General features: G+C 63.2%; 11 protein-coding genes. 2 read left to right on the top strand and 9 right to left on the bottom strand.

Translation table 11 applies throughout. From position 1 onward, the window contains the following. Nucleotides 1-55: 55 nt before the first annotated feature. Together AOT96_RS05035 and AOT96_RS05030 are read right to left on the bottom strand one after the other, a co-directional pair. Nucleotides 56-748: a TetR family transcriptional regulator gene (locus tag AOT96_RS05035; RefSeq protein WP_030535165.1), complete on the bottom strand. Its 693-nt coding sequence runs from the start codon at nt 746-748 to the stop codon at nt 56-58. Between the two features lie 28 nt (nt 749-776). Next, nucleotides 777-2381 (bottom strand): acyl--CoA ligase family protein, encoded by a 1605-nt coding sequence (locus tag AOT96_RS05030; protein WP_030535166.1) that lies wholly within the window; start codon nt 2379-2381, stop codon nt 777-779. Between the two features lie 131 nt (nt 2382-2512). Between AOT96_RS05030 and AOT96_RS05025 the strand changes: the two genes are divergently transcribed. Then, nucleotides 2513-3379 carry a helix-turn-helix transcriptional regulator gene (locus AOT96_RS05025; protein WP_030535167.1) on the top strand — a complete coding sequence of 289 codons (867 nt, stop codon included), beginning with the start codon at nt 2513-2515 and terminating at the stop codon, nt 3377-3379. 115 nt (nt 3380-3494) lie between these two features. Further along, nucleotides 3495-4922, top strand: coding sequence for an amidase (locus AOT96_RS05020; protein ID WP_003940167.1), 1428 nt, complete (start codon nt 3495-3497; stop codon nt 4920-4922). A 28-nt stretch (nt 4923-4950) separates the two neighbouring features. Here AOT96_RS05020 and AOT96_RS05015 read toward each other — a convergent pair whose 3' ends face one another. From AOT96_RS05015 to AOT96_RS04985, 7 genes are all read right to left on the bottom strand, one after another. After that, nucleotides 4951-5631: a 3'-5' exonuclease gene (locus AOT96_RS05015; protein ID WP_003940028.1), complete on the bottom strand. Its 681-nt coding sequence runs from the start codon at nt 5629-5631 to the stop codon at nt 4951-4953. 123 nt (nt 5632-5754) lie between these two features. Beyond that, nucleotides 5755-6888 carry an o-succinylbenzoate synthase gene (menC, locus tag AOT96_RS05010; protein WP_030535169.1) on the bottom strand — a complete coding sequence of 378 codons (1134 nt, stop codon included), beginning with the start codon at nt 6886-6888 and terminating at the stop codon, nt 5755-5757. Further along, a complete protein-coding gene (locus AOT96_RS05005) occupies nt 6878-7699 on the bottom strand; it encodes a GNAT family N-acetyltransferase (RefSeq protein ID WP_065351384.1) in 822 nt (273 codons plus the stop codon). The genes menC and AOT96_RS05005 overlap by 11 nt, the downstream gene beginning before the upstream one ends. Then, nucleotides 7677-8840 (bottom strand): M20/M25/M40 family metallo-hydrolase, encoded by a 1164-nt coding sequence (locus AOT96_RS05000; RefSeq protein WP_054187730.1) that lies wholly within the window; start codon nt 8838-8840, stop codon nt 7677-7679. The genes AOT96_RS05005 and AOT96_RS05000 overlap by 23 nt, the downstream gene beginning before the upstream one ends. Continuing rightward, nucleotides 8837-12196: an alpha/beta fold hydrolase gene (locus tag AOT96_RS04995; protein WP_065351383.1), complete on the bottom strand. Its 3360-nt coding sequence runs from the start codon at nt 12194-12196 to the stop codon at nt 8837-8839. The genes AOT96_RS05000 and AOT96_RS04995 overlap by 4 nt, the downstream gene beginning before the upstream one ends. Beyond that, nucleotides 12193-12984: an ABC transporter ATP-binding protein gene (locus tag AOT96_RS04990; protein WP_065351382.1), complete on the bottom strand. Its 792-nt coding sequence runs from the start codon at nt 12982-12984 to the stop codon at nt 12193-12195. Before AOT96_RS04990 ends, AOT96_RS04995 begins: the two co-directional genes overlap by 4 nt. Beyond that, the gene (locus AOT96_RS04985) at nt 12981-14861 is read right to left on the bottom strand and encodes a dipeptide/oligopeptide/nickel ABC transporter permease/ATP-binding protein (protein ID WP_225320135.1); all 1881 of its coding nucleotides are present in this window, start codon (nt 14859-14861) and stop codon (nt 12981-12983) included. The genes AOT96_RS04990 and AOT96_RS04985 overlap by 4 nt, the downstream gene beginning before the upstream one ends.

Genomic DNA, 14861 nt, shown 5'->3' with positions numbered 1-14861 from the left:
GCACTGAGTGCCAGGTCAAGGGATGGGTGTGTGAAGTTTCGGTGCACGAGCAGTGTCAGCCGAGTTGTTCGTGGATTTTTCTGCTGATCTCATCAGCGGACGTGCCCGGGGCAAAGGCTACTACCAGCACGGACTTCGATTCTGGCGTGCTGGTCTTGGACCCGGGTGCCACGCCGTACGTCCGCCGAACGTCGAGCAATGCCTGACTTAGTGCATCAGCTGTGGCGTCCTCGTCGCCTTTGATCATGCTTCGCAAGAGGTAGTTGTGGCACGCGGTGACAGCTGCGGCAAAACCGACAACCTCGAGGACAGGTTCGCGGGGCACAGCGCTGCGCAGGTAGTCGACGAAGAGGCGCTCGTAGCGGAATCCGGTGACGAGTTCGCGGTCGCGAAGAGCCGGAACATGCTGTACGACGCGGTATCGCCGCATCGACAGGTCTCGGTTCCTGCGGAAGAAATCGAACACCAGTCCCGCGGCCTCGCACACGGACGCCCAGGGGTCGGCGGAATCGGACGCGAGGAACTCTGCGACGTGTTCGAGGAGGGACTCGTGATCGGCGAAGATCACGTCTTCCTTGGAGCGGAACTGCCGGAAGAACGTCCGACGCGACACACCGGCGGCAGCGGCGATCTGCTCGACGGTGGTGGCTTCGTACCCGTTCTCCGAGAACAACCGGATCGCTTGAGACGCGACGTGTACCCGAAACTGTGCGGGGTCAGTTCCGGGTACATCGGAGCGCTCGGTCATGGATGCAAGTATCCAGGTTTCGTCGGCGTCAGTTGTCGGCGCGTAGCTGGAACTTGAGAACCTTGCCGGTGGGGGTGCGAGGAAGGTCGAGCGGGAAGACGATGTCGCGGGGAACCTTGTACCCGGCCAGCAAAGTGCGGGTGTGCTCGACGATGTCTTCGGCGGATGCCTGTAATCCCTTGCCCAGCACCACGAATGCCTTCGGGCGCTCGCCCCACTTCTCGTCCGGAACGCCGACGACTGCCACGTCGATCACCGCGGGGTGACTCATGATCGCCTGCTCGACCTCGACGGTGGAGATGTTCTCGCCGCCTGAGATGATGATGTCCTTCGCGCGGTCCTTGAGCTGGATGTATCCGTCGGGATGCATGACGCCGAGGTCGCCGGAATGGAACCAACCACCGGCAAATGCTTCGGCTGTCGCGGCCTCGTCGCGGTAGTACCCGAGCATCACGTTGTTGCCGCGGAGCACGATCTCACCCATGGTCTGGCCGTCGGCGGGGACGTCGTTCATCTCGGCATCGACAACGCGAGCATTTTCGGCCTGCACCATGCCGACTCCCTGACGCGAGAGAAGTGCGGCGCGCTCGGACTGCGGCTTGTCGTCCCAGGCTTCCTGGTATTCGCAGATCGTGTAGGGGCCGTACACCTCGGTGAGGCCGTAGACGTGAACCACGGTGACACCGATGTCTTCGAGTTTTCCGATGATCGTCGGTGACGGGGGAGCGCCGGCGGTGGTGATGCGCAAGGCGTCGACCTTGTGGGCCTGGTCTGCGTCGGCGATGGTGGAGCAGACGGTAGGAGCGCCGCACAGATGTGTCACGCCCAGATTGTCGATGGCGTCCCAGATCGCATCGGCGCGGACCGCGCGCAGGCAGATATGTGTGCCCGCGGCCTGAGTGACGGCCCACGGCGTGCACCACCCGTTGCAGTGGAACATCGGCAGTGTCCACAGATACTTCGTCGCTCCGTCGAAGCCGTTGTGGAATGTCTCGCCGAGCGAGTTCAGGTACGCCCCGCGGTGGGAGTACATGACGCCCTTGGGTTTTCCGGTGGTACCCGAGGTGTAGTTGATGGCGATGCACTGCTGCTCGTCGTCGACGCCCCAGTGCAGTGGCTGATCGGAGAGAGCTTCGCCTTCGGCAATCAGATCGGCGTACTGCCCGGTGACGATTCCGGTGGGAACGTCCGGATAGGGGACGGTGGAGTCCGGGATCTCGACGATCTCACGCAGGCTCCCCACGTTTGCCTTGGACGAGGTGACCGAACCGACGAATTCGGAGTCCACGAACAGGATCGTGGTTCCCGAGTGATCGAGAATGTATTCGAGTTCGGGACCGGCGAGGCGTGAGTTCAGGGCGATCAGGACCCCGCCGGCGAGGGGGACGGCAAAATGCGCGAACAGCATCTCGGGTACGTTCGGCGCCAGGTATGCAACGCGGTCACCGGGCTGAATGCGTTCACGCAGGACGCGGGCCAGAGCCGCGACCTCGTCACCGAACTCTCGGTACGAGTAGGTCCGGTCGCCGTGAACGACGGCGGTGCGCTCGGGGAACACCGCGGCGCTGCGCTCGAGAAAGCGCAGCGGACTGAGCGGGGTGTTGTTGGCTGCAACAGCTGTCGGGACAGACACGGTTCCTCCGAAGGCGACGTGGCACGGTTGGTGTCACGATAAGTGTGATCGGCACTACAAATGGCCTGGATGCACGCTATTGCCCAGCCAAAGGTGCCGCTACCCTCTGAATTGGGTACGTGGAGGTGAGAGTGAGCAGGGTACTGAGACCGAGCGACGACGACGCGTTGCGCGCCGAACTGCGTCGGCTGCACCCCAAAACCGAGTTGCCGGTTCTGTTCGGCGGCTGCGTCAGCGACCGGTCGCTGACCATCACCGGTCACGTCGGCACGCGCAGCAACATCCTGCGAAACCTCCGGATCGACGCCGAATGCGGACTCGGCGGTCGGGCGATCGCAGAACAACGACCGGGCGCGGTCCAGGACTACGCGAACTCGTCGCACATCACTCACGACTACGACTATGAAGTGGGTACCGAAGCGATTGAATCCTTGATGGCAGTCCCCATCGTCGTACGCGGGGTTACTCGCGGAGCGATCTACGGAGGACTGCGTGCCAACCTGCCGATCGGCGACGTGATCGCAGAGACGATGATGCGATCGTCGTACGCGTTGGCCCGAGAATTCGAGATTCGCGACGAAGTGGATCGTCGGGTGGCGATGCTCGATACCGCTGCGGTGGAACATGGTTCGAACCGCGATGCCCAGATATCCGAAGGGTTGACCGAGAGCGTCCTGGCGCTCGGCGAGATCGCGGCGAACCTCGAGGACATGGCTCTCAGCGCGCAGGTCCTCGCGGTCGAGGCAAAGTTGCGGGCGTTGGCGTCGCCGAAACCTTCCGCGAACACTCCAGTCGCGAACACCGTTGTCCTGTCGCCACGCGAGCGGGAGGTGATGGGGTACGTCGCTCTCGGACTGCGCAATGCCGAGATCGCCGAGAGGTTGTCCCTGAGCGTCGAAACGATCAAGACGTACATGAGGAATCTGATGGGAAAACTCGACGTCCGCAGTCGTCACGAAGCGGTCGTGGAAGCGCGGCGGCAAGGTTTGATTCTGTGAGGGCTTGATTCTCTGATCGGTCCCGCCAAGCGGAATTTCGGAACTGCGTCGCCACTCCGGTTGATATGACGGACCTCACTATCGGCAGAGTTCGACACGAGTGATGAGGGCATCGATGCAGGATTTGTTCGACAACAACGACATGACCGGCCTGGCCGAAGCGATCAAGAGCGGCGACGTCTCCGCCAAGGAAGTCCTCGAGTTCAGTCTGGACAGGCTCGACGAGCGCAACCCGGCAGTCAACGCGGTGATCAGTGAGCGCCGAGAGGAAGCGCGCAACGAGGTATCAGGCGGCCTGCCGGATGGTCCACTGCAGGGCGTCCCGTTCGTGATCAAAGACCTCGGCATGGACGTCGCAGGATTGCCGAGCACCAATGGATCTCGATTGTTCGCCGACGCTGTGGCAGAAAAAGATTCGACGCTCGTCGAGCGCTACCGCCAGGCTGGTCTGGTTGTCATCGGCAAGACGAACACCCCGGAGTTCGGCAAGAACGCGAGTACCGAACCTGCGCTGTTCGGACCCACCCGTAACCCTTACGCCCTTGATCGTTCGCCCGGCGGATCTTCGGGTGGCACGGCTGTAGCTGTTGCCGTCGGGATCGTGCCAGGCGGGCATGCCAGCGACGGTGGTGGATCGATCCGTATTCCCGCATCGGCCTGCGGCCTGGTAGGCCTCAAGCCGAGCCGAGGACGTACTCCGACGGCACCGGCGCGCACGCTCTTCTCGTCGCCGATGAGTGTTCATCACGCGCTCACCCGAAGTGTCCGCGACACTGCGCTGCTTCTCGATCTGTCCGCCGGGCCGACAGTGGGCGATCCTTACGTGATCCTGGCGCCGAAGCGGCCGTACATCGAGGAAGTGGGTGCCGATCCCGGACGGTTGCGGATCGGTCTGAGTAACGCTCTTCCTGACGGCACACCGGTGGACCCGGAGTGCTCGGCCGTCGCGACCGGTGTTGCCGGCCTGCTCGAAGAACTCGGTCACGATGTCACCGAGAGTGCCCCGAACTTTCCGCTCGATGCGCTCACTGCCGGGCTTTCGGTGTTGATGGGCATTCCGATGACGATCGAGGTCGACGAACGACTCGACGCCCTGAACCGCGCGATCCGCGACGACGACCTCGAGCCGATGGCGCGGATGATCTACGACCGCGCGAAGTCCGAAAGTGCGACGAACGTTGTCAAGGCATTGCAGGAACTCGAGCGGGCCGCCCAGGTGATCGGTGCGTTCTTCGTCGATCACGACCTGTTGCTGACTCCGACGATGGCTCGGCCGGCAGCTCCGCTCGGTCTGCTCGATACGGCGAATCCTATGTCGATCTGGGAGCATTCGGCCGGGTACAGCGGCTTGACCAGTCCGTTCAACAGTTCAGGTCAGCCGGCGATTTCCTTGCCGATGGGTCATGACTCGGCCGGCGTTCCGATCGGCGTGCAGTTGGTCGGCGCGTTCGGCCGTGAAGATCTGCTGATTCAGGTTGCGTCGCAGCTCGAAACAGCCCGTCCGTGGTCCATTGCGCCGGTGTGGCCGCCGGTCCCGGCGTAGCGCGCGGTCGTCCGAGCCGGGGAGGACGTCAGGCGATGATGCGAATCGGCCACTGGCCGTTCACATCTGCCACGTCCCTCCCTTGGCTGAGAAGGTACTCGGCGAAATCGCGTTGCCGCTCTGCGTGCCAATCGGCTTGATCGACCATGAGATCGAGCCCCAGGATGTCGGGGAACCGCACGGCCAACTCGCGGGCCAACGCTGCCGCAGCTTTGGCATCGGCCTCGGCTTCGTGCGCCGACTCCAATGAAATTCCGTAGTGCTCGCACACGGCCGCAAGCGTTCGCTTGCCCTTGCGGAACGTATCCATCGCCCGATCGATCACGTACGGATCGATCACCAACCCCGGAACGAATGCAGGCTTGCCGATGCGCAGACCCTCGGCATGCATGACCGTCAGATCATAGGAGGCATTGAACGCCACGACGGCGTGATCGCGCGCCCAGGAATTGTGCAGAGCCTCGCGAATCTCTTCGTAGCCCTCGGAATAATCCTGGCCGTGTTGCGCCGCGAACTCGGTGCTGATGCCGTGAACAGCCGAGGCGCCGGCGGGGATGTCGACGCCGGGATCGAGTAGCCACGTGCGTGTTTCGACACTCGAACCGTCGATCACCGCGACGCAGGCACTGACGATACGAGCGGTCGACGGATCCCGCCCCGTGGTCTCGAGGTCGAACGCGCAGATCGGGCGATCGGACCAGCTACTCATCGGGGGCCTTTCGGTGCAGAACGTCATGTCCGAATCACTATGCACCCCCCTACCGACACAAACGACGAACAGCCACCTCCGGGGTGAAGGTGGAGGTGGCTGCTGCGTGACTGTGTGACGGACCTACAGAATCTCGGTTCCGACCGTGAAGCGATCCATGACGTCTTCGCGCGGAGTCACACCGAAGCCCGGTCCCTGCGGCACGGCGATGTGGCCGTCCTCGATGACAAAAGGTTCGGTGATGTCTTCCTTGTAGAAGCGATCGGACGCCGAGATGTCGCCGGGCAGCGTGAATCCGTCCAGCGCCGCGAGGGCCGCGTTGGCGGCGCGGCCGATTCCGGTCTCGAGCATTCCGCCGCACCACACCGCAATACCGTGTGCCGAGGCGAGATCGTGGATGCGCTTGGCTTCCAGATATCCACCGACACGGCTCGGCTTGATGTTGATGACCGAAGCGGCACCGAGCGTGATGGCATCCGCCGCATCCTTGGCCGACTCGACCGACTCGTCGAGGCAGATCGGAGTCGAGAGGGACTGGGCGAGCTTGGCGTGCTGCACCAAATCGTCCTCGGCCAGCGGCTGTTCGATGAGGAGCAATGCGAATTCGTCCAGGCGGCGCAGCAACTGCGCGTCGACGAGGGTGTACGCGGCATTCGCGTCGACCTGCAGAGGAACGTCGTAGCCGAACTCCTTGCGCACCGCAGCCACGGGAGCGATGTCCCAGCCCGGCTTGATCTTCAGCTTGATTCGCACGTAACCCTGCGACAGATAGTTGCCGACGGTTTCGAGTAGCTGCGGAATGCTGTCCTGGATGCCGACGGACACTCCCGAGGGCACCCGAGTGCGAGTGGCACCGAGGTACCGAGCGAAAGACTGTCCACGAGCCCGCAATTCAGCATCGAGGATTGCCATTTCGATAGCCGACTTCGACATCTGGTGACCCACGACGTGGTGAAGTACGCTGCCGACCGTCTCGGCCGAGAGCGGTTGATCCGACTGCGACTTACGTAGCGTCGGAACAAGATACTCGCGAAGCATCGCCCGCGCACCAGCGGTGTATTCGGAGTTGTAGTACGGATCGCTGAGCGAGCCGCACTCGCCCCAGCCGACGGTCTCCACCGGACCGTTGGGGCCGTCGGTGGTGCCGCTCACTTTCAGGACGAGGGTGTTGCGCTCGAGCTGGGTGCTGAATGACGTGGTGAAGGGGGAGACGAGAGGGATGCGCAGTTCGCGCAATTCGACGGACTCAATGTGCATGGACTTGCTCTTCTCCGGTTGTCTCGCAGATTTTCGTGAACATGTAATAGCCGCTGGGGTCGAAGCCGGTCGATTGCCATTCCTTCGAGGCGATCAGTGGTTCGAGGTACTCGCGAAGCGCGTGTCGCCAGGCAAAGGCAGAGGCGCGGTCGACTGTTCTCAGATGCTCGATGTCTCTGGGTATTCCGACTGCGATATCGACGCAGTCGGGTGGGATCGGGAGCATTCGAGGCGTACCGTCTTCGGTGGGTTGAAGCACCTTGAATGTATCATTCACGGCCACAGTAGAACTCGGAGATCCATCGACGTCGAGGTCCCAACTGACGAGCATACGATCGCTGGCGTCGCCTGCGTTGATTCCGTCTGCCATCGACCCGTAGAAATCCGGGTTGTATTCGGCCGGTTCGGCTCCGAGACGCTGAATGTTGAAATAGGCATTTCGTGCGACCAGTGGATCGAAGGTCCACCGGATCGTCCTGACGCCGCGCTCGAGGCACCAGTCTCGCTGATGATGCTTGAGGGCGCGGCCGATTCCCTTGCCTGCGTGTCCCGGTAGTACTCCGGCGATGTGTGAGTGCAGAACCTCGCCGAGAGGCTCGACGAAGAATCCGACGCAACCACCGATCATTTCGCCTTCGGAAAAGGCTCCCACCACGTAGTGACCACCGTGGTGAAGCGCAACCAACATCGCAGTGCCGAAATGAGCCGGTCCGGGACTGGTAGCCCAGATCTCGTCGAAAACGGCGGATAGATCGGCTATTTCGCGGGTATCGACCAGTTCTCGAAACTCAACCGCTTTGCTTTTCGACACGAGGGCCCCCTTCAGACGTGATCGAACGAATAAGGCCCGCAACCAACGCCGTCCTCGGAGCGATTGCGGACACGAGCGCATGCTCGGTCTCGGCGTGTGCACCGCCGCCGACGCCACCGAGGCCGTCGAGGGTGGGGATACCGATACCGGCAGTGAAGTTTCCGTCCGAGGCTCCGCCGACGGCGAGGCCGACGAGCGGAGTCAGATCATGCTCGAGCGCAACGCGTTCCGCCAACGCCAGCAACGGTGCGGACATCGTCGCTTCGAGAGGTGGACGGTTGACACCACCCGAGACCGTGACTACGGCTTCGGGGTGGATTGCCTGCAGGGCTCGGATATTCGCATCGACGCGCTCCTGCTCGGCGGCGCTGGTTGCGCGCACGTCCACGTCGACGAAGGCTTCTGCCGGAACGGTGTTGGTTGTGGTTCCGGCTGAAATGACAGTCGGGGTGACGGTGGTTGCCTGTGCCGGCGAGGACAAGTCGTTGATCGCGATCACGAGACGAGCCAGTTCTACTGCAGCGTTGATGCCTTTTTCCGGCTCCAGCCCCGCGTGGGCGGCGCGACCGGCAACATGGATCCGATACAGCGACACCCCCTTGCGGACAGTCTTCAGTTCGCCACCGTCACCGCCGGCCTCGAGAACCAGTACCGCGCCTGCCGCAAGTTCCTCGATGAGGGACCGCGACGTGGGTGAACCGATTTCTTCGTCACCGGTCACGAGGAGTGTGATTCCGTCGAGTGCATCGTCGCCGTGCAGCTCCCGGACGATAGCGAGGGCGTGGATTGCCTGAACGACACCAAGTTTCATGTCGAGTCCGCCCGGACCTCGGAGCGCTCCGTCGGTGACGGCTGCGGGCAGGCGTGTCAGGGTGCCGATCGGCCACACGGTGTCATGATGACCGAGCAGCATCAACCGCGTCGGTGAGCTGCCGAAACGGGTCACCAGATGGGTTCGGCCTTCCGTCACTATCGACTCCGGTGTCACGCCGAGTCGTTCGTGGACAAGATCTGACGTCCACTTCGCGCTGCGGGCAACAGCTTCGAGATCGTGTGACGGCGACTCGACTTCGATGAGCGCGATGGCGTCCTCGAGGATCTGAGGAAGTTGGCGCTCGGCCAGATCGCGGAGAATGGTCATCGGTTGTTCACTCGCGGATACGCGCGGCTTCCGACGTGTAGCAATTGTGTACTCCCGTTGTCGGAGAAAGTGATCCGGATCCAACCTGCTGATTGAGGGAGTCGGGTCCCGAACACTCCAGGGTGAACTTCGATCAGGCTGAGAGAGACGGACTCTGCGCTTTCGGCGGTGACCGAAGGGTCGATGTGATCGGTGCGGCGGGCGGTCAGGGAACCGCCGGTCCTTTCCAAGACGAAATCGGCTGCGGCATCGCGGTACAGGCCGCACAGCGCATCGAGTTCTTCAGGTGAGGACGTGACGCGGGTGTGGGGGTCACCAGGCGAGAATGCCGGTGTCACACTGACGCCGCCTATGGAACCGATTACTTCAGCCAGAAGATCGCCGGAGAGAGCGTCCATTGCTCCACCGTTGGCCATCAGGACCACGGCTAGACCGCACGACGGCACCACTCGCAAGAACGACTGCTGGCCGAGAGTTCCGCCATTGTGGCCATGAGCCAGTACCCCGCCCCAATTATGCAGCAGCCACGTGGTTCCCATGATGTCCGCTGACGACACGTCACCGATCTGGCGGCGCTCCTCGAGCATCGCCAGATGGGTGGACCGCTGAAGCAGAATCGGATCCTCGCGCATCGAATCCTGCGCGAACAGAAGAAGGTCCTCGGCGGTGCTGTTGATGAGACCGGCGGGGCCCATCGAGCGAGGGATGAGGAATTGTGGTGTCTGCTCGAGGTCGTCGGCAGCGCCGACGTGCCCGACTGCAGCGCGGTGCAGTGCCGTCTCCTCAGGCAGGGTCGTGGTTTTGGTCAGGCCGAGCGGTTCGATGATCCGCTCGCGCAGAACCGCGTCCCAACTCTTACCTCGGAGAACCTCGATGATTCGTCCGGCGATCACGAAGCCGGTGTTGCAGTACGACCAATCGGTGCCGGGGGCGAAGAGCTGCACCGTTGATTTCAGTGATGCGACGTATCGCTCGACGCAGTCGTCGCCGCGCCCGCCGTCGATGAAAACGTCACCGTCGATGCCACTGGTGTGAGTCAACAGGTGGCGAGTCGTGACCGTTTCGGTGGCTACCGCGTCGGCAACTGCGAAGTCCGGCAGGATGTTCCGGACAGGTGAGTCGAGATCCAGCAATCCTTCTTCGACGAGCTGCATGATCAGGGTGGCCGTCCAGACCTTGCTGATCGAACCCATCTGGAACAGCGTGTCGGGCGTAGCCGCGACGCCGGTGCGGGTACTGACGACACCGGACGTGATCACGGTGCGGTCGAATCCGCTGCGGGTTGTGGTCAGAATTCCCAGCGAGGCGCCGGGTACCCCGTACTTCGCACTCAGGGTGTCGAGTCGGTACTGCCAGTAGTCGGGATCGACCGTGGTCAGTGCGGGCTTGGGGGAGAGGTGCCGTTCGATCCAGTCGACGAGACGAGTGCTGTACTCCAGTCGGTGGGACGGCCGACCCGTCAACACGAAGGCATGTGACGCGTCCGGGAAAACCACCAACTCGGTCGGGGTGCCGGCCAAACGCAGTCCACCGAACCACTGTTCGGCCTGGTTGACCGGGCAACGGACGTCGCTGCCGCCGTGAAGGATCAGCGTCGGTGTCGTCACCTGGGAGACTCGCCCCAGCGGCGAAAGTTCCCGTACCCGAGATGACTGCGGGTCGAATTCGACCGTCTGCAGCAAGATGCCCTCGTCCGAGGGGCCGGCTGTGTTCGCGATGTCGCAAACGAGACCACCGGCGACTGCGACGGCAAACCGATCGGTGACGGACGTCAGGGCGCACGTCATGAATCCGCCGTAGCTGTAGCCCGTGAGTACCAGTTGCTTCGGATCGGCCATCCCCTCGGCGACAAGGGTTTCGACCGGTTCGAGCAGGTCGGCACGATCCGCCTCACCCCAGCCGTCCCGCACACCGTCGAAGAAGTCGTTTCCGTAGCCGTCACTTCCGCGCGGATTGATCATCAAGACCGTGAATCCCAGCGCGACCAGTTCCGCGTGGTATGCGTGCATCACGGTCGGCGTTCCGGTCCAGGCATTGTGTGGTCCGCCGTGGACGTCCAGAACCAGCGGACCGGCGCCCGTGACGTTCGGGTCGCGCAGGATCCAACCCTGAACACGGGTGCCGTCGCTGATGTCGAACCAACGCTCGGAGGCGACTGGAAACGCGACGGAAGTTGTCAGTTCCGTGTTCAATTCGGTGACGGTTTCGACTGCACGAGTCTCGAGGTCGATGACGGCGACCTCGCCGAAGGATGTAGCCGTTGCCAGCGCGACGACGGCTCGCCCGGACGTCAGGGCAAGGCCTGAGACCACTGTCCGCTCGCCGGTGAGAAGTGGTGAGACGGAGCCTGATCCGAAATCGACCTTGTGCAGTTCGGTGGAGCCGTGGTTGCGGATGCAGAAGACGATGTCGCCGTCGGCGGTGAAACTCGGTGCGCCACCGGGATAACCGGTCCCGCCCGGCATGACGTTTCGGTCGAGTCCGGACGTCAGGCTGCGGTCTTCCACTCGCTGGTCGCGGTGCAGGACAAGAAGTTCGTTGTTGTGAATGATCGGTGTGTGCCAACCGACGGCTACGACCGCGTCGCCGGCAGGTGTCCATGCAAGTGGTCCTGCGATGCCGCGTGCGTGCCCCAACATCCGCGGAGCGGAGGCGAGATCAGTCAGCGATACGGTCCAGGCGGAACTCGCCCGCGTCAGATCGGCGTCGCCGTCCATCGCCGCGGTGAAAGCCAGTTCGGTGCCGTCGGGACTGTACGCGGGATGCGAAGCGTCCCAATCGCCGTCCGTCAGCTGCCGTAGTGAGCCGGCGGCCAGATCGAACTCGAACAGGTGCGCCCGAACGCTGCCCCGGACACCGGATCCGTCGACCTTGTAGTTGAGGCGCTTCGCCACCAAGAGGCATGACGATCCGGCGCCCGTGCGGTCGACGGGGGCGCTGAAGGCGATCCGAGCGCCGTCGGGAGAGAACACCGGTGCCCCCACGCCGAGCGGGAGCTGCGCCGTGGTGGTCAGCTGTGTTGCCGGGCCCCCGGTGGCGTCGACCTTCCACAGTTGTGGTGTGCCCGAGGAATCTGGCCGAACGAAGACCAACAGCGTCGAAACGGGATGCCAGGTCGGCGAGGTGTCGGCAGGTCCCGCGGTGAGATGTAGTTGCGGGGAAGCCAACCAGATCGAGTGCTCGTTGGTATCCGCAGCCGGATTCGATTCGGTACGTACGTATGCAATGCGTCCCGACGCCGATACGGCGATGCTGGTCGGTGTAACCACGGACGCGTAATCCTGGATTCTCGCCGAACGACGTTCTTCGGCACGGGCTACGGCAGCGGGGGAGTCGAGAGTGGTCGGCGTTGTCATTGGAACATCGGCTCCCCGAATGTCGGGATCGCGGACAACAGCTTTGCCGTGTACGGCTCCTTCGGCGAATCGATCACGTCGAGAACCGGCCCGTGCTCGACGATCTCGCCGCCGAGCATGACTGCGACGTGGTCACAGACGTAGCGGATCACCGCCAGGTTGTGACTGACGAACAGAACCGTCAGACCAAGCTGCTTCTGCAGATCCACCAACAGATTCAGAACCGCGCCCTGCACGGACACGTCCAGAGCGGAGGTGATTTCGTCGGCAAGCAGAACTGCTGGTGCGGCTGCCAAAGCCCGCGCGAGGGCAACGCGTTGGCGCTGACCACCCGACAACGACGATGGGTATTCGTGCGCCTTCTCCACCGGCAGTTGGACGGTGGTGAGGAGTCGAGCGACCTCGACAGCGCGGTCGCCGCGGCTGCGCCGAGCTTTGTCACGACGCTCGGTGGACCGCAGCGCCTCGGCGAGTGACTGGCCGATGGTCATTCGCGGGTCGAGGCACGAGTACGGATCTTGGAAGACCATCTGGATCCGGTGGCGCAGACGAGCCGTCGCGCCGCGGGCGTGAGCGACGTCCACACCGTCGAGAAGGATCTGGCCGGAACTGGGCTCGGCCAGGCCGACAGTTGCTCGCGCCAGTGTCGACTTTCCGGAACCCGATTCACCGACGAGACCGACCACCGATCCGGAGGGGATGTCGAGATTGATGTTCTTGACGGCGTGGAATTTTTTCGAACCGCTACCGAGGTGGACGTTGACGTCACGGAATTCGAGTCTGCTCATCGGATCTCCTCTGCAACAGCCAACAGTTCTTCCAACTCGATGTCGGCGGTGCTCTCCTCGGCGTCGAGGCTCTCCACCTGCCAGGCTTCGTCGACGGTGGCAAGCGGCTTGTCGCGATCGGTGCTCATGGTGGGGACCGCGGCGATCAGCGCGCGGGTGTACGGATGCTTTGCACGGCCGGCAATCAGATCGTCGACTGCGATGTCTTCGACGATTTCGCCGGCAAACATGACGAGGACACGGGTGCACATGCCGGTGATGACGGCCATGTCGTGCGAGATGAGAAGGATTGCGGCGCCGGTTTCTTCGCGAACCTCGTGGAGCAGCCCGAGGACCTCACGCTGAACGGTCACGTCGAGCGCAGTGGTGGGTTCGTCCGCGATGATCAGAGCGGGCTTACCCATCAGACCCATGGCGATCATCGCGCGCTGACGCATACCGCCGGAGAACTCGTGGGGGTACTGCTTCGCACGCCTGGGCGCGTCGGGGATCTTGACGGCGTTCAGTCGCTCGACTGCCGCCTTCTTCGCGTCGGCCTTGCTCATACCTTCGTGGAGCCAACCGATCTCGGCGACCTGGTATCCGACCTTGAGAGACGGATTCATGGACGACATCGGATCCTGGAACACCATCGCCATACGTGTGCCGAGTTGGCGGGCAACCTTGCGCGAAGCCGCGTCGTCCGGCCGCTTGCCGTCCTTCATCAGCACGGTGCCGTCGAACTCGATGAGCCCGGCGTCGACCACGGTGGGGTGGTCGGTCAGCTGCGCGATTGCCATGCAACTCAGTGACTTTCCGGACCCGGATTCACCGACGATGCCCACGGTTTCGCCGCGGTGAACTGTAAAACTGATGTTGTCGACGGGGCGACGCCAGTCGTCACCCGCGGGGACTGCGACGGACATGTTGCGGACGGTCAGTACCGCGTCTTCGTCGGTGGGCGCCGAATCGGCCTGGGCAGTTTTCCGGTTGATCGGCTTCCACTTCGGCAGGCGACTGCTGATCGGGCTGCGAACTCCCGCGCCGCGAGCAATGGCCTCGCCGAGCAGCGTGAAGGTCAAGCCGGCGAGCACGACGGCGATGCCGGGGGCGAGTGCGGTGGCCGGGTTGACGAAGATCTTCGACAGACCTTCGTTGAGCATCCGGCCCCAGTCGAATGCAGGCGGCTGAATGCCCAAGCCGAGGAACGAGAGTCCGGCGAAGACCACGAGGCCGCTGCCGACAGCGATGCTGGCATTGACGATGAGTGGTTCACGGATATTGGGGAGAATGTGGCGGAACAGCAGCCCCGGCTTGGTAACCCCGAGGATGCGTGCTGCGTCGATGAAGTCGCGTCCGTTGACCGACGAAGCCAGTGCGTACGTCAACCTCGCGAACGGCGAGGCCAGGGCGAGACCGATGGCGATCACCGCGCTGCCAGCACCCTGTCCGAGAACGACCAACAGGAAGATCGCGAGGAGCAGTCCGGGGAATGCGATGGCGAAGTTGAGGAATGCCACGACCATTCGTCCGACCCAGCGGGGAGCGAGCGTCGGGAGCGTACCGAGTATCAGGCCAATTGTGACACCGAGTGCGACGGCTCCGAGAGCCATGAGCACCGACAGTCTCGCGGCGGTCATCGTGCGGGCGAAGACGTCACGCCCGCCGGCGTCGGTGCCGAAGATGTGCTCGGAACTCGGTCCCTGAGACAGTGCCTTCGGGTTGGCTGCGACAGCGGCGTCACCCCAGATCATCGGTCCGAAGATGACGAGGGCGATGAGAGCGGTCAGGAAGGTGAGGGCCAGGATTCCCAATGGGGTGCGGAACGTTCCGACGATCCAGTGTCGTCGCGGGGGCGTCTTGGGGGCCGCAGTGGGGGCCGTAGGTGAGGTGCTCAA

Origin of the sequence: Rhodococcus sp. 008, assembly GCF_001682295.1 — a bacterium.
Taxonomy (GTDB): Bacteria; Actinomycetota; Actinomycetes; order Mycobacteriales; family Mycobacteriaceae; genus Rhodococcus_F; species Rhodococcus_F qingshengii.
Note: the sequence above shows the minus strand (reverse complement) of the source record. Positions and strands in the feature narration are given on the sequence as shown.